Genomic DNA, 16,073 nt, shown 5'->3' with positions numbered 1-16,073 from the left:
AATATTATTCTTCAATAGTTTGGATTGCTGGTTTACTAGAAACTTTTTCTTGTAACCACTGAAATAAAATAAATAAGATAGGAATAACGAATACCCCTAAAACAGTGCCAATTAGCATACCGCCTGCTGCACCTGTTCCAATAGAGTTGTTTCCTTCTGCTCCTACACCTTTTGCTAACACTAATGGCATTAATCCTAAAATGAAAGCGAAAGAGGTCATTAAAATGGGGCGTAAACGTGCTTTAGCGCCATGTATAGCTGCATCTACAATACTTTCGCCGTTTTTCCGTCTTTGAAGTGCAAACTCCACAATAAGAATGGCATTTTTAGCCAATAAACCAATAAGCATGATTAGGGCAATTTGGAAATATATATTATTTTCCAATCCAAAGAATTTTGTACTTATATAAGCTCCAAAAACCCCAAATGGCAATGATAGTACGACTGCAAATGGCAACAAGTAACTTTCATATTGAGCACTTAATAAAAAGTACACAAACAAAATACTTAAGATGAAAACAAAGGTGGTTTGGTTTCCTGCGTTTACCTCTTCACGCGTTAAACCTGAATAAGCAACCGTGTAGTTACTTGGTAATTGTTTAACTTCTTCCTCAATAATTTTAATAGCATCACCAGTACTAAACCCTGGATTTGTTGCACCTGTAATTGTTGTTGAGTTGAATAGATTAAAACGAGTCACTGATTGTGGACCATACACACGCTTAAGATTTACAAACTGCGTTATTGGAGTCATTTCTCCAGAATTTGTTCTAACGTACATACTGTTTAAATTATCAACATCGGCTCTATCTTCTGGTAGTGCCTGAATATAGACTCTGAATTGTTTACCAAATCGAGAGAAATCGGATGCATAAATTCCTCCAATATACCCTTGAAGTGTAGAGAAAATGCTGTTAATAGGAACACCTTTTTCCTTCGCTAATGGAACATTGATCTCCATCTCATATTGTGGGTATTTTGTGTTAAAAGATGATTGTGCATATTGAATTTCTGGATGTTTCATTAAAGACATAGCAAATTCTTGATTGACTTTATCCAAATCGGTAAATTCACCTCCAAACTTGTCCAACAAATTGACTTCGAAACCAGCAGAATTACCAAATCCACGAATACTAGGTGGTGAAAAGAAAATAATATTGGCTTCTGGAATGGTTGAAGCAATACCAAATAGCTTACCAATTGTTGCTTGTGATGATAGCGATGGGTCTTCACGTTCACTCCAATCTTCTAATTTCACAAAACCAATGGCATAATTACTACCAGAACCACTAATTAAACTTCGTCCTTTAATAAACGAAACTCCAACAACTCCAGGTAGACCTTCGGTTTTTGCATATAATTTCTTAGTTACGGCATCGGTTCTGTCTAATGATGAACCCGCTGGAAGTTCAATGTTTACAAACACAATTCCTCTATCTTCATTTGGTACAAATCCTGTAGGTGTTGTTTTAGCTGCCCAAAAAATTCCCAGAGTAGCAATTATTAATAATACAGCAGACACCCATTTTTTCTTATATAAGAAATGAAGAGATTTACCATATCTATCTACTGTAGCATTAAATCCACGATTAAAAACAATGTAGAACTTTTGGAGTGGGTTTTTCCCTTTTAACTCCTTATCATCCTTGTGTTCTTTTAACAATAAAGCACATAATGCCGGACTTAATGTTAAGGCATTGACTGCCGAAATAAGGATTGCAATAATTAACGTCACTCCAAATTGTTCATAAAACACACCTGTTGGTCCCGTAATAAACGTAACTGGAATAAATACCGCTGCCATTACCAAAGTAATAGAAATGATGGCTCCAGAAATTTCGTTCATCGCTTTTAAGGTTGCCGATTTCGGATTCTTTTCACCTTCATCCATTTTAGCATGGACCGCTTCCACAACCACAATAGCATCATCTACCACAATACCAATCGCAAGAACTAAAGCAAAAAGCGTTAGAAGGTTGATGGTGTATCCAAACACATTTAGAAAAAAGAAGGTTCCTATAATCGATACCGGAACAGCAATTGCAGGAATTAATGTAGACCTGAAATCTTGAAGAAAAATAAATACAACTAAAAACACTAACAAGAAAGCTTCTAATAATGTTGTGACTACCTTATCTATGGATGCATTCAAAAACAAACTTGTATCATAAGGTACAAAAATGTGCAATCCTTCTGGTAAATCTTTTTCAACAGTTGTTAAAGTAGTTTTAATACTTTCTATAATTTCTTGAGCGTTGGAACCTTTCGTTTGAAAAATACCCATAAAAACAGCGTGTTCCCCTAAACTTTCAGCATTGGAAGCATATGATTGCGCACCTAATTCGATAGTTGCAACATCATTTAAACGCAAAAACTCACCATTCCCTAATGCCTTGATAACAATATCTCCATACTGTTTTGCTTCTTTAAATCGTCCGCTATAAGTCAAAACATATGAAAATGCTTCACCATTATTTTGTCCTAAAGCACCAGCAGCAGCTTCCAAATTTTGTTCTTGTAACGCAGCCGAAACATCGGTAGGAATTAAATTATATGCAGCTAATTTTTCAGGCTGCAACCAAACACGCATGGCATAATCTTGTTGCGAAAAGACACTCACATCCCCAACACCTTTAACACGTTGTAAGGCTGGAATAACGTTTATTTTTAAATAATTTTGAATGAATGTCGCATCATAATCCTCATTGTCTGTATACATAGATAAGAACATTAATGCACTTGTTTCCTGTTTTTGCGTGGTGACACCAGTTTGAATCACCTCTTGCGGTAACAATGGGTTTGCCCTTGCTACACGGTTTTGTACATTCACCGCAGCAATGTCCGCATCAACACTTTGGTCAAAATAAACCGTAATATCAGCAGTACCATTATTGGATGCTGTTGAAGTGATATAAGTCATTCCTTCAACTCCATTAATTTGCTCTTCAATAGGAATAATGACGCTCTCTAAAACGGTTTCTGCATTCGCTCCTGGATATGTAGCTGCAACCTTAATGGTAGGTGGTGCAATATCTGGATATTCCTCTATTGGTAAGCTTGTGATACTAATCACACCAAGCATCACTATGATAATAGAGATAACTGTTGAAAGTACTGGTCTTTCAATAAATGTTTTTAACATAATCTATAAATTTCTAGTTTTTGAACATTGTTGTGATAGGCTTGATAACTTCATCAAAAGGAACCTCTTGTGGTGTAATGAGCGTATCATTTCTTAATTTTCCAACACCTGCAGTCACAATTCTATCTTTAGCATCTACACCAGATTCAATAACATATAAGTTGTTTACCCTCGCTTTCACTTTTACAATAGTATTAATCACTTTATTTCCTTCACCTAACTTGAAAAGCATAACATTTCCTTGTTGTTCGTAAGTTGCCTCTTGAGGAACCACTATAGCATTTTCATAAATTATAGGAATTTGAATCTTCCCGCTGTTTCCATTGGTCAAAAGCTGGTTTGGGTTATTAAAGACAGCTCTTAAACTTACCGTTCCTGTCTTTTGATTAACCTGTCCCGTACTTGTTTCAATTTTTCCTTTTTCAGAATACGTACTGCCGTTAGCAAGTACCAAGTTTACTTCTGCATAGTTCGCTAACTTATTTTCTAGCGTTTTGCCTTCTGCATTTTGTAAAAAATCTAAATATTGAGATTCGTTCAAACTAAAAAAGGCGTACACTTTACTAATATCGCTCACGGTTGTTAGCGGTGTTGGGTCACTTGGACTTATTAACGAGCCCTCTCTAAAAGGTATTGCGCCTACATAACCATTAACTGGACTTTTAATAGTCGCGTACCCTACAGTTGCAGCGATGCCACTATAGTTTGCTTTTGCTTGAGCTAAATTTGCTTTTGCAGTTTCTAGTTGCACATTACTGATAATATTTTTCTCTACTAACGGAATTAATTTATCAACTTCTACTTGAGCTACATTAATACGTGCTTTGGCTGCTCCAGCGTCTTGGCTTAAAGACTGTGTTTCCAATTGAAACAACACTTGGCCTTTACGAACTTTCTGTCCTTCATCAACCAAAACTTTTTGAATATAGCCAGATGTTTTGGCACGCACATCGCTATTTACAACACCTTCTATATTAGTAGGGTATTCTTGAAAACCGGTTACCGTTTTATGACTTACTTGCGCTACAGGAAAAGCAGCTGGAGGCATTACTGCTGCTTGTTGTTCTTTATTACCACAACTTGATAACACAAATGCTAAACAAAGTGTTGCGATTGAATATAGGTTGATTTTTTTCATTTGTTTTATTATTTATTTTTTATTGGTCAATTATGACTTCCATATAGTCATTTCTTTGAATATCGAAAATTTGTTATGAAAGGTTCATGCTAGTTCTTTAAAGTTTATTGTTTTTTTCTATGATTTTTGTTCTTAATTTTAATACAGATTTTGTAGCTTCATCTAAAAACTGAATGTAATCGTCGTGAAATTCTAAATCGAATTTTGAAATTTCATCGACATTATTGGAGTTCGATTTTTCTTTATATTGTCTAATTTCTATATGAAGTTCTTTTTGACTACACCAAGTTTCGACCATATTATCAATACCTTGAATGATTGAATCTTGATTTATAATGAAATACTTTTTTCGGTCACCTAATTTTGTGAAATACACAATTTTTTTTAAATCTTGTAAGTGATTTAAATGTGTTGATATCGTACTTTTACTTGCGCACAGCCTAGAAACTAAATCTTCAAAGGTTGTACCTGTCTTTCCTGTTAAAATGATATAGGATAAAATACGAGCAGCTACAGGAGCCAATTGATCTTTACTCTCAATAAGAATGCCTAGTTTTTCAACTAAAGCCTTCTTTTCACTACATATATTCTCTTGCATGATTAAAAATTTTATGCAAATATAAGTTAGGTTCGTTTTTTACCGAACTAAACGAAGTTAAATAAATGTTAAATAAAAAAACTCCAAAAGCACATTTGTTTTGTAAGAAATAATACACTAAGTTTGTGTGTGGTTATTATTAAACTGAATACAACTAAAATACTCCTCATGAAGAAATTAGCAGTATTATTCTTTTTTAGCTTTTTCATTTCTTTTACAGAAGCACAAACAACCACTTCATTAGATGTTAGTGAAGAGATAAATGAAAAAATAGAAAAAGCATTAAACGATATGCTTTCTGAAGGAAAAGATGCTATGAAAATAGTTTCAGTAACTCCTATAAAAAATTTAATTGATGGCTCTATTTATGAATTTTCTGTAATAGCTACATATAGTTTGATTTCTAAGGAACAAGCCATATTAAATATTGGTTTTAATAATGGTTCTAGTGAAAAATCCCATCGGCTAATTTCTGATGCTTCAAAAATTATAAATAACGGCACCAGTTATCATATTTTTAAAGTAAAAGCAAAAGTAGTTGACTGGAGCAAAATAGGTGGTGCTTTTTATGTGTCAACAAACATGTCTGAGTATCCACATGAAAGAAAATGGAGTCCTTTAGCTAGTGACAGATTCTTTTTAAAAGTTGATTAAATTTGTTTTAAAGTGCGCTTTTAAACTGCTCTAAAAACCTCACATCATTTTCGCTTAGTAAACGAATGTCATTTATTTGGTGAAGCAACATGGCAATACGATCTATTCCCACACCAAAAGCAAAACCAGAATATTCTTTAGAATCTATTTTACAGTTTTCTAAAACATTAGGATCTACCATACCACATCCACCAATTTCTAACCAGCCAGTGCCTTTGGTAATACGGTAATCAGATTCGGTTTCTAAACCCCAGTACACATCAATCTCGGCACTTGGTTCTGTAAATGGAAAGTATGACGGGCGTAAGCGTATTTTAGATTTCCCAAACATTTGGGTCGTAAAATATTGAAGGGTTTGTTTTAAATCGGCAAAACTCACATCTTTATCAATATATAATCCTTCTAATTGGTGGAAAAAACAATGTGAACGTGCCGAAATGGCTTCGTTACGATAGACACGACCTGGTGAAATGGTACGAATAGGCGGTTGGTTGTTTTCCATATAACGTACTTGTACTGAACTAGTATGTGTACGCAATAAAATATCTGGATTCGTTTGAATGAAAAAGGTATCCTGCATATCGCGTGCTGGATGGTATTCTGGCAAATTTAAAGCTGTAAAATTGTGCCAATCGTCTTCTATTTCTGGACCTTCACTCACATTAAAACCAATGTTAGAAAAGATATTTATAATTTGATTTTTTACTATAGAAATGGGGTGGCGTGCACCAATTTGAATAGGATTTCCTGGACGTGATAAATCACCATAAATGCCCTTTACTTCTTCTTTACTTTCAAGTTCTTCTTTTAAGGCATTTACTTTTTCTTCGGCTACTTTTTTAAGGGTGTTTATGGTTTGACCAAATTCCTTTTTTTGGTCATTAGCAACATTTTTAAACTCGGCAAAAAAGTCGTTTAACAATCCTTTTTTACCTAAGTATTTTATTCTGAAAGCTTCTACTTCTTCTTTGGTTTGTGCTTTAAAGGTTTCCGCTTCTGCAATGAGTTCTTTTATCTTGTCTATCATAACTTCCTTAAAATGTTGGCAAATTTACTGTTTTTTACGGAATTTGCGTTAGGGATTGAGCAATTGTTGGAGCTCTCCCGATTTTTCATCGGGAAGCGACTTGCGAAAGCCCGACCCTTGTGGTAACGCCCAAAGACTAATTTATATACTCGGTTTCTAAAAAATAGTTTACAATGGCTTCTTTCATTAAAACACTTTGTTCACCTGCTTTTAAATGTGGTAAGGTTTCTATGGTTTTGTAATGTGGCCAGCCTTCGGCATCAACAAAATCGAGTTCATAATAGCCATAAGGAGTTAGTACTTTGCAAATAGCAATGTGCATTAAATCGAGTTTTTGGTCTTTTTTAAACTCTCGGTCAAACTGTCCTAATTCTTGTACGCCAATTAAATAAATAATAGCATCCAGATCGAGGGTGTCTCCATCGGCAAATTGATTGGATAGTTTGGTTACTACCAATTCCCAGCGTTCTTTTAGTTGTTCGTCTCTAGACATTTATTAACTTGAAAAGTTTAAAGTTTTAAAAGTTCAAAGTTAATAAACCTAAGTGTGACTATTATTTTATATTTGTTTAAATTGAATTAATTTATGAATGTTTTAGATATTATTTTATTAGCTTTTTTAGTTCTTGGACTAGTAAGGGGGTTTTGGCGCGGATTTTTTGTTGAAATAGCATCATTGGTGGCTTTAGTTGCCGGCGTTTATGGTGCATTTCATTTTAGTAGTTTTGCTTCGGAATTTTTAAAAGAAAAAGTTGATTGGAACGAAAACACCGTAAATATTGTGGCTTTTGTTGGCACTTTAATGCTCATTGTTTTTGCAATTGCCTTGGCTGGAAAAGCCTTAACAAAAATTGCTGATTTTGCGGCTCTTGGTCTTTTCAATAAATTATTGGGTGCTTTTTTTGGTGGATTGAAAATAACAGTAATATTAAGTGCTGTTCTTATTGTATTTGAAAAAATGAATGCTACCATTCTTTATACTACAGAAGCAGACAAAGAGAGTTCAGTGCTTTACCAACCTATTAAATCTATTATCCCTTTAATTTTTCCTAATTTAATTGTGAATGGTAAGCCCATTGGTGACGATTTGGAAGATAAAGATGCAGAAACAAGTCATACAGATATATAGAAAACGTCTTTTAATTTAATACGCACATATAATCAATATCATCTACACCCAAATAATATTCTTGGCCTTTACTTTTATTATAAAATAATGCTTTTAATTCTTCTACTTCTTGTCGGTTAAACATGAGCACAATATTTTGACATGCGGTTGTAATTGGAATTTTTCGTTTAATATTTGTATAAGCATATTTTTGTTCCCAATAGTCTATATCAATTTCTTGAACGTATGTTTTTAGTTTTTTAAAATGAATTGCACTAAGCTCACAATATATATTGTTAAACTCTAAGTGGTAGATATTGCAAGTTTCGCAAAACGCAAGTTCTCCGCTTTTTACTTTTGCTAGTGTTTTTAAATCATGGCACATATCATATAATTATTTAAATTAAGCTTAATACAATTCATTTATTTTAACTTTAGACTCCGCTAAGGCTTCTTTACAAATGCGTCAATAATGTTATTAATATCCTCTTCTTTATTTGAAAAATCTTTTGAAAATAAGTGTGTATATAATGCTTTATCTTCTACTTTTTCCTCTAAAGATAAATTTGCTTTTTTATTAAAAATGGTCTCCCACTTATTTCGAACTAATTTCCAAGGTTCATGATTAGTTTTCCACCAGTCTTGAGCTACTTTGCATTTATTGTCATCTACTTTAGTGTAAATATTCAACCCTTTTTCTTGGGCTAAAATAACATCGTTCATCCCTTCTTTTCTAATGACTTTATCATTGTCTTGGTCATGAATCCAACCTGTTTTGGTAATTTCATGCTTATTGGTTCTAACGGTTACATTGTAATCACTACGTTTGGTGTACTCACGTCTTGGTAGAGGTGCATCTGTTGTGTTTTCCCAATAACTTTTTCCATCGGCATGAATCCAAGTAGCAGAACCTTCGTATCTCGGACTATCATCTACTTGAAACACTTTTTGTGTCCATTGTCCTTCTACTTGGGCTTTTGGTAGACTCACATAATTCCATTTATTGTCGGCATTGTATGTATATAAGTTGGTGTTTTCAAACAACCAATCTTGTCTCCAATGTTTAATAACATGTTGCCTATTCGTAGGGCCAACAATTAATAAATGCTGCATTACAATTTTGTTGTCGGCATCTTCTAATAGTTCAACCCACTCCAATGCACCATCGTGTTTTACTGTAGATGCTTGATATGTTGAATCTTTTGAATACTGAAATGTTTCGGCAAAATTAAAGCTCACTTCATAACAACCACACATACTTTTGATTGCTTTTTGGTCTTGAGACTTTTTGTTTTGTGCATTCATATGATGCAACATTGTTAATGTAAAAATGGATACTAATGCTAATTGTTTCATTTTAAAATTGGTTTATTTATTGTTAAAAATATTTTAAATTAATTCTATTCTTATTTAGATTAAATAAAAATAAAATATATATTTGCGACAAATTTATATAGAATGAGTCTAAATAAAAATAATATTCCCATCTTTTTTATAATTTTTTTTAGTAGTATTTCTTTTTCACAAGAAAGAATAAGTGCTACCCATGACTCAGTAGAACTTAAAACTTTAGAGGAAATTATTGTAACAGCAACCCGGACGGTAAGACAGCTATCCTCGTTACCTCTACCTGTTCAATTGATATCAAAAAAAGAAATTCAAAGCGTTAACTCACTTCGTTTAAGCGATATTTTAAATGAACAAACCGGTCTTATTACTGTACCCGATTTTGGAGGTGGTGAAGGTATTCAGCTTCAAGGTTTAGATTCACAGTACACGCTTATTTTAATTGATGGCGCGCCTTTAATTGGGCGTTCTGCGGGCACCTTAGATATTAGTAGAATTACAGTTGGCAACATAAAACAAATAGAGATTGTTAAAGGAGCCTCTTCGAGCTTGTATGGTAGTGATGCTCTTGGCGGTGTTATAAATATTATTACTGATAACCCGAAACAGGGCTTAAATGGTAATTTGAATTCTAGAATTGGAAGTTTTGACACCTATGATAGTAGTTTGAATTTAAGCTATAAGAAGGAGAAATTTGCCATAAGTACATTTGTAAATAGTTTTTATAGTGATGGTTATGATTTAAATAAAAATGATGTTTTAAATACGGTTGAACCTTATAATAATTACACATTAAACTCTAAACTTACCTACCATTTTAATAAGAAAACAAACTTGTTTTTTTCTGGGAGATATTTTTCTCAAAAACAAGATTACGTTGCTTCTGAAGATTTAAAAGGAGAAAGCGATATAAAAGAATGGAATACGCATTTAAAATTAAGCCATAAGTATAGTAAAAAATGGAGCAGTTATTTTGAGTTTTATGCAACACGTTATAAAGCAAATGAATATTTGAATAATACTGATGATTCACTCTTTAGTGAAAGTGATTTTAATCAGTTAATGATACGTCCTGAAATTAGAGCCACTTACAATTTAAACGAAAAAAGTTCCTTTATAGGTGGTTTAGGCTGGAATCATGAAGCCTTAAAAAGGACAGATTTTTCAATAAATCCTGAGTTTAATTCACCTTATACATATTTACAATACGATACCAATCCAAATGAAAATATAAACGTCATTCTGGGTGCACGTTTCGACAATCACAGCGAGTACCAATCACAATTTAGCCCAAAAGCAGCAATTCGTTATAAATTATCTAAAAAATTAGCTGTAAAAGGTTCGGTGGGTTATGGTTTTAAAGCCCCCGATTTTAGGCAATTATATTTCGATTTTACCAATGCAACGGTAGGCTATACGGTATTAGGATACAACGCAGTTAGTACAAAAATGCCTGAATTAGAATCTGAAGGTCAAATAGCCAATAGTATAGTCCCACTTTTAGAATTTGAAAACGAGTTAAAACCAGAAAACTCAGTAAGCTATAATGTTGGTGTAGATTATAACCCTACGACTTTACTAAAATTCAACTTAAACATTTTTAGAAATAACATAAACGATTTAATTGATACACGTGTTATAGCCAATAAAACAAATGGTCAAAATGTTTTTAGCTATTACAATATCCATAAAGTTTACACACAAGGTTTAGAATTTAATACGATATGGAAGCCTAATAACGATATAAAAATTTTAGGGGGCTATCAATTGCTATTTGCTAAAGACAAAAGTGCTGAAGATAACTTTAAAAACGGAAATGTTTATGCGCGGGAAACACCCAGTTCTTCGTCATTTCAATTAGATAAAAATGATTATTTCGGACTCTACAATCGCTCACGACACATGGCAAATGTAAAAATATTTTATGATGTCGTTAAATGGAATTTAGACGCTAACCTACGCGGTACTTACAGAAGCAAATATGGATTATATGATACTAACGGAAATACCTATTTAGATCGTTATGATGCTTTTGTTGAAGGCTACACTATTTGGGATATTGCCATTAATAAAACACTTTATAAAAAGTATCAACTTGGTTTTGGAATTGACAATGTTTTAGGATTTACCGATACTCAAAACATTAGCAATATTTCAGGACAAATAATTTACGGAAAACTGAACATTCAATTTTAATAATTAAATATAAACACGATGACCTTAACAAAGAAAAACCACGAACACAAAATGAACACCAGTAATTTTGCAAATAAAACAATAAAACTTTTAGTATTAGTAATACTTTTTGCAGGTTTTGCTTCTTGCTCTGATGACGATGACAAACCTCTTTTAGAAGTTGAATCTCAAACCTATTCTAATTTATATGCACCCCAATCTGGTGGTCAAGGTTCGGGAGAAGATATCTCTGGTGCTTTCACAAAGTTTAGTTTCTCAACAGGACAAACAACTACAAGTGAAACCGAATGGGATATAGCCTTTAGAGGCACTTCGATTATTATAAATGGAGGAACAACATTAGGAACAATGGATGAGCCTGAAAGAATAGGAAATGTATCCGGCTATATTGTAAATAATACTTTTGAAAATGTAGAAATGGTTAACACCAATCTTTTAGAGCAAGACTCAAATGAAGGATATGTTTTTTCAGATTGGTACACTTATTCAGGACAACCAAACCATTTAATTACTCCAACTCCAGGAAAAGTCTTGGTTTTAAAAACATATGATGGAAAATACGCTAAAATGGAAATAGTTAGCTATTATAAAGATGCACCAGATAATCCTAATGCATTTAACGGGACAGAGAGGTACTATACTTTCAATTATGTTTACCAACCAAATGATGGGGTAACTACTTTTTAATTATGAAATAAATTAATACAGCCCTTGTTTCAAAAGAAAAGCGGAAACACTTGCTTTGTATAAAACCTATATAATGAAAAACCCACTTAATGAGTGGGTTTTATTTTTAATCTAAATGATAAATCTCTCGGATGCTCTCAAGAATATTTTCAAAATCTATTTTTAAATCTATCAATTCTCCTGTATGAACATCGAATACCCAACCATGTACTATTAAACCACGCTCTCTAGCTGCTTTTTGAATGGCTGCCGTTTTAATAAGATTAACACATTGTTCTTGTACATTAAGTTCAACAAGTCTATCGTATTTTTTTTCTTCATCAACAATGGCGTTCAGTTCGGTTTTATGAATACGGTATACGTCTCGAATGTTACGTAACCATGGGTTTAAGATACCTAAATCAGCAGATTGCATGGCCGCTTTTACACCGCCGCAAGCATAATGTCCACAAACTACAACATGATTTACTTTTAAATGTTCTACAGCATAATTCACTACAGACATCACATTTAAATCGATACTAATTACCATGTTGGCAATGTTTCGATGCACAAAAACGTCTCCAGGACCCAAGCCCATTAATTCTTCAGCAGTAACACGACTATCAGAACAACCAATAAATAATAATTCTGGGTTTTGACCTTCACCTAAATTTTCAAAATAATGAGCGTCAACATCTAACTTCTCTTTAATCCATTGTTTATTATTCTGAAAGACTCTATCTAAGTTCATAATGAAATAATTTTATGGTTAAAGATACATCAAAATACAATTATAGTGCTTTTAGATCTTCAGAAGAAACCCAACCTGTTTTACCATCTTGAAGCTTGATTTTTTTCCAATTATCTACGGTATCTAAAACCTGTACTTTAGTACCTTCATGCAGTCTAAAGGACTCTTCACTTCTATTATTTGGTGCATTCTTTACCAAAATTTCTTTTACAAAGACAATAGCCGGTTTATCCCGTTTATCTAAATTGAATTTATGAAACGCAAACAATAAAGTAATACACATAAGGACTAAAGATACTAAGCTACCTATAAAAGTCAATCGTTTTCTTAGCGATGAATACGCAAAATAATAGATTAAAAATAAGACAACAAAACAAAACACAAAAACTATGGCCGTTTTTGCCCACCCATCAAAAGTCATCGTATTAGCTGCATTATTTAAAATTTTAGATAAACCTGCTTCTGGAACTACGTCAATAGCATCAATGGTCATATTTTGAGCAAAAGCTAAATTGTTTTTTATATCTTCATCATTAGGCGCTAACTGCAATGCTTTTTCGTAATAATAAATACTGGGCGCTATATTGTTTAGCTTATAATGAGCATTTCCTAGATTAAAATACAGTTCTGCTGAATGATTTTTGGTGTCTAAAATAGTTTTGTACTTATCTATAGCTTCACCATATTTCGCGTCGTTATATAAGGCGTTTGCTTGTTCAAAGAGGGCTTCATTTTGAGCAAATAAACCAAGACTGAGCAAAAACGATAGTATGTATAGTAATTTCTTCATTTTAACGAGCTTGTTTATCAATTAAAGAAATGGTTTTAGCGGCTTTTTCATAATCTTCTTGCATGGTTACAATATCTATAGGTGTGTAACGTGCTAATTCACAACTTTCTAGAATCTTATTAAAATCAACTATTACTTCATTATCTACCTGTTTATTTGCAAGCAATTCATTAGTTTTTTCCCTACTTAAATCACTAGTTTCAATGTGTAATTTCGCTTTTAAATAATTATGCAACGCTTTCTCTAAAGCAATATAAAAAGCTTCTTTTTTACCAAGCGATTTTTTTGCGTGACTCAAATATTTCCTAGCTAACTTATCGGCTTTTCTAATTTTATTTCCATAAACATCCGCATCTCTTGTTGCTTTTTTATTTCTAATTACAATTGCTAACGGAATGGCTAAAAAAGGCAGTAATAGCAAACTCCAAAAACTTGTTGTCTTGAAAAAGTTTGAATTATGTACACTAACAAAATCAGTGCTCGTTTTAATAAAAGCAAACTGATCCTTATTAAGAACAACCGCTTGTTTTCCATTATTTGCAACAGCTGCATTATTAGCATTATTTAAAGGGCCACTTAAAACATCTAAAATAATTTCGTTGGATGTTAAACGCTTATAGCTTTCTGTTTTTAAATCGAAATAAGAAAATGAAATACTTGGTATGGGATATTTGCCTTTGAATTGTGGCACAATGGTATAACTATCGGAAATGGTTCCTTGCATACCGGCTAAATTTGTATTAACATCTTCTTTATGTTCTGGTTCATAAACCTCTAAAGAACTTGGTAACGACACTTTTGGTAGTTTAAAAAGCTTTAAATTCCCGTTTCCTTTTACAGCCACTATTAATTGCAATGATTCGGAAGCATCTAAACTTGTTTTTGAGGGTGTAACCTCAAAACTAAAATCACCAACGGCTCCTGAAAAATCTAAAGGTTTTCCATCTTCGGGTAATGCCTTAACTGTAATGGTGCTATTACCAGCAGATACCACTTTGTTTGTACGCGTCATTAAAAGACTTCCAAAAATATCGCGTCTATTGGTTGGCACACGCAAAGCAATATCTAAACTTAAAGGCTCAATATCAAGTTTACCCGTTTTTTGAGGATATAACACCACTTTCTTTAAAACTAAAAAACGGTAATCTTCTCCTTTAAAAGTGCCATTTTGTACTTTCTGTCCTTGTGTGTTGATGTTTTGACTCCAGAAATCGTTGTAACGCGGGCTATCAATTTCATTCCAATTATCAACAGCAATAGTTGGAGACACATATAATTTGTATACTACTGTAATGGCTTCGTTTAAATACGGATTGGTTTTTGAAATTTCAGCAACCAAATGTATATTCTCTGAAGCTATATAGTCTGGATTATTAGGGTCTTTGGGTATTTCTACAGCGGCAGTCACTTCAATGGTAATGGGCACTGTTTTGTATGTTTCGCCACCAATATTTATGGTGGCTTGAGGGATAGTAAAATTACCTCGAACTTTAGGCGCTAAAAAATAACTGTAGGTTTTTTTAAAACTTCTAACACCATTAATCCATGAATTACTAACCGATTGGTTTGGCCCACCAACCACTGTGAAATTAGAAAAATCGGGCGGATTAAAATTATCACCATCTTGATTCATTTCAAAATCGATACGCAAACGCTCATTAACTCCAAGTTTTTGTTTGCTCACTTTGGCGTCAAACTTAACTTGTGCTGAAGTCATACTTGTTACAAGTATGATTAATAATATGTATGTGTGTTTTATAAATTTCATATGAATAACAAACAACGATTAACGATTTTGAAACTTTAAAGTCAAAATTCGTTATTCGTTTTTACCAATCTTTTTCTGTTTTTACTTTTGTTCCTTTTTGTTTTTCAGCATTTACTTTTTCTTGAACTTTTTGTTCTTGATTGTTCATGGCTTCTAACAAACTTTTAACCTGTTGTGGAGACATTTGACCTGGACGTGGCTGTGGTTGCTGTTGTTTTTCCTTCTCATCACCCTTTCCTTTATCGTCTTTTTCATCTTTAGGCTTTCCTTCATCATCTTTCTTATCGTCGCCTTCTTTTTTATCTTGATCTCCTTCATCCTTTTTATCTTGGTCTTTCTTATCGTCACCTTCTTTTTTATCCTGATCTTTTTTGTCGTCCTTTTTATCCTGATCTTTATCGTCTTGCTGGTCTTTTTGTTGGTCTGCACATATTTTAGCTAAACCCAAATTATAACGTGTTTCTTCATCAGTAGGATCGTTTCTTAGAGCATTTTTATAAGCTTCAACCGCTTCTTTACATTTTTTATTTTCCATAAGCACATTGCCGATGTTATGGTATGCTTTGTGTTTTTCTGCTTTTGATGTCGAAATTTTTGCAGCTTCATCTAAGCGATATAAAGCCTCATCAAAACTTCCTTTTTTAATATAAGAACTTCCTAAATTATAGATACCTGCAACACTTGTTCCTTGTTCTGAAATGGCTTTTCTATATTCTTTTTCAGCTGAAACAAAATCATCTTCATTAATTAAATTGTTGCCTTCATATACATAGTTATTAGCCTTTTTGGCAGCTAATAAGGCCGCTTTGTCTTTCTCTTGCGAAAAAGAAAACGTAGTGGTTAATGTTATTATGATAAATAATATATACTTCATTTTATTCTTCA

At 33.0% G+C, this 16,073-nt stretch carries 15 protein-coding genes; 4 read left to right on the top strand and 11 right to left on the bottom strand.

Features of this window, described 5'->3' with window-relative positions; all coding sequences use genetic code 11:
- Nucleotides 1–4: 4 nt before the first annotated feature.
- The 3 genes from QLS71_RS07820 to QLS71_RS07810 form a co-directional block, all read right to left on the bottom strand.
- Entirely contained in the window at nt 5–3,142 is a 3,138-nt protein-coding gene (locus QLS71_RS07820) for an efflux RND transporter permease subunit (RefSeq protein WP_308993665.1), read from the bottom strand.
- Nucleotides 3,143–3,155: 13 nt separating this feature from the next.
- Nucleotides 3,156–4,280 carry an efflux RND transporter periplasmic adaptor subunit gene (locus QLS71_RS07815; RefSeq protein WP_308993664.1) on the bottom strand — a complete coding sequence of 375 codons (1,125 nt, stop codon included), beginning with the start codon at nt 4,278–4,280 and terminating at the stop codon, nt 3,156–3,158.
- A gap of 97 nt (nt 4,281–4,377) precedes the next feature.
- On the bottom strand, nt 4,378–4,878 hold the full coding sequence (locus QLS71_RS07810; RefSeq protein WP_308993663.1) for a transcriptional regulator: 501 nt from the start codon (nt 4,876–4,878) through the stop codon (nt 4,378–4,380).
- A 168-nt stretch (nt 4,879–5,046) separates the two neighbouring features.
- Between QLS71_RS07810 and QLS71_RS07805 the strand changes: the two genes are divergently transcribed.
- Nucleotides 5,047–5,532: a hypothetical protein gene (locus QLS71_RS07805; RefSeq protein ID WP_308993662.1), complete on the top strand. Its 486-nt coding sequence runs from the start codon at nt 5,047–5,049 to the stop codon at nt 5,530–5,532.
- 7 nt (nt 5,533–5,539) lie between these two features.
- Here QLS71_RS07805 and pheS read toward each other — a convergent pair whose 3' ends face one another.
- Together pheS and QLS71_RS07795 are read right to left on the bottom strand one after the other, a co-directional pair.
- Nucleotides 5,540–6,559: a phenylalanine--tRNA ligase subunit alpha gene (pheS, locus tag QLS71_RS07800; protein WP_308993661.1), complete on the bottom strand. Its 1,020-nt coding sequence runs from the start codon at nt 6,557–6,559 to the stop codon at nt 5,540–5,542.
- Nucleotides 6,560–6,695: 136 nt separating this feature from the next.
- A complete protein-coding gene (locus QLS71_RS07795; protein WP_308993660.1) occupies nt 6,696–7,052 on the bottom strand; it encodes a hypothetical protein in 357 nt (118 codons plus the stop codon).
- Nucleotides 7,053–7,145: 93 nt separating this feature from the next.
- On the opposite strand from QLS71_RS07795, the gene QLS71_RS07790 reads away from it, so the two are divergent.
- Nucleotides 7,146–7,688 carry a CvpA family protein gene (locus tag QLS71_RS07790; RefSeq protein WP_308993659.1) on the top strand — a complete coding sequence of 181 codons (543 nt, stop codon included), beginning with the start codon at nt 7,146–7,148 and terminating at the stop codon, nt 7,686–7,688.
- Nucleotides 7,689–7,698: 10 nt separating this feature from the next.
- Here the strand turns inward: QLS71_RS07790 and QLS71_RS07785 are convergent, their stop codons facing one another.
- Together QLS71_RS07785 and QLS71_RS07780 are read right to left on the bottom strand one after the other, a co-directional pair.
- Nucleotides 7,699–8,052: a DUF6686 family protein gene (locus tag QLS71_RS07785; RefSeq protein WP_308993658.1), complete on the bottom strand. Its 354-nt coding sequence runs from the start codon at nt 8,050–8,052 to the stop codon at nt 7,699–7,701.
- 59 nt (nt 8,053–8,111) lie between these two features.
- On the bottom strand, nt 8,112–9,023 hold the full coding sequence (locus QLS71_RS07780) for a DUF6607 family protein (protein WP_308993657.1): 912 nt from the start codon (nt 9,021–9,023) through the stop codon (nt 8,112–8,114).
- A 102-nt stretch (nt 9,024–9,125) separates the two neighbouring features.
- Between QLS71_RS07780 and QLS71_RS07775 the strand changes: the two genes are divergently transcribed.
- Nucleotides 9,126–11,210: a TonB-dependent receptor gene (locus QLS71_RS07775; protein ID WP_308993656.1), complete on the top strand. Its 2,085-nt coding sequence runs from the start codon at nt 9,126–9,128 to the stop codon at nt 11,208–11,210.
- An 18-nt stretch (nt 11,211–11,228) separates the two neighbouring features.
- Nucleotides 11,229–11,897 (top strand): HmuY family protein, encoded by a 669-nt coding sequence (locus tag QLS71_RS07770; protein WP_308993655.1) that lies wholly within the window; start codon nt 11,229–11,231, stop codon nt 11,895–11,897.
- Nucleotides 11,898–12,003: 106 nt separating this feature from the next.
- Here the strand turns inward: QLS71_RS07770 and QLS71_RS07765 are convergent, their stop codons facing one another.
- The 4 genes from QLS71_RS07765 to QLS71_RS07750 form a co-directional block, all read right to left on the bottom strand.
- Nucleotides 12,004–12,630 (bottom strand): carbonic anhydrase, encoded by a 627-nt coding sequence (locus QLS71_RS07765; protein ID WP_308993654.1) that lies wholly within the window; start codon nt 12,628–12,630, stop codon nt 12,004–12,006.
- Between the two features lie 40 nt (nt 12,631–12,670).
- Entirely contained in the window at nt 12,671–13,420 is a 750-nt protein-coding gene (locus QLS71_RS07760; RefSeq protein ID WP_308993653.1) for a tetratricopeptide repeat protein, read from the bottom strand.
- Between the two features lies 1 nt (nt 13,421).
- The gene (locus tag QLS71_RS07755; RefSeq protein ID WP_308993652.1) at nt 13,422–15,188 is read right to left on the bottom strand and encodes a BatD family protein; all 1,767 of its coding nucleotides are present in this window, start codon (nt 15,186–15,188) and stop codon (nt 13,422–13,424) included.
- A 61-nt stretch (nt 15,189–15,249) separates the two neighbouring features.
- Entirely contained in the window at nt 15,250–16,062 is an 813-nt protein-coding gene (locus tag QLS71_RS07750; RefSeq protein ID WP_308993651.1) for a tetratricopeptide repeat protein, read from the bottom strand.
- Nucleotides 16,063–16,073: the final 11 nt, after the last annotated feature.

Source organism: Mariniflexile litorale, from assembly GCF_031128465.2.
Classification (GTDB): Bacteria; Bacteroidota; Bacteroidia; order Flavobacteriales; family Flavobacteriaceae; genus Mariniflexile; species Mariniflexile litorale.
Note: the sequence above shows the minus strand (reverse complement) of the source record. Positions and strands in the feature narration are given on the sequence as shown.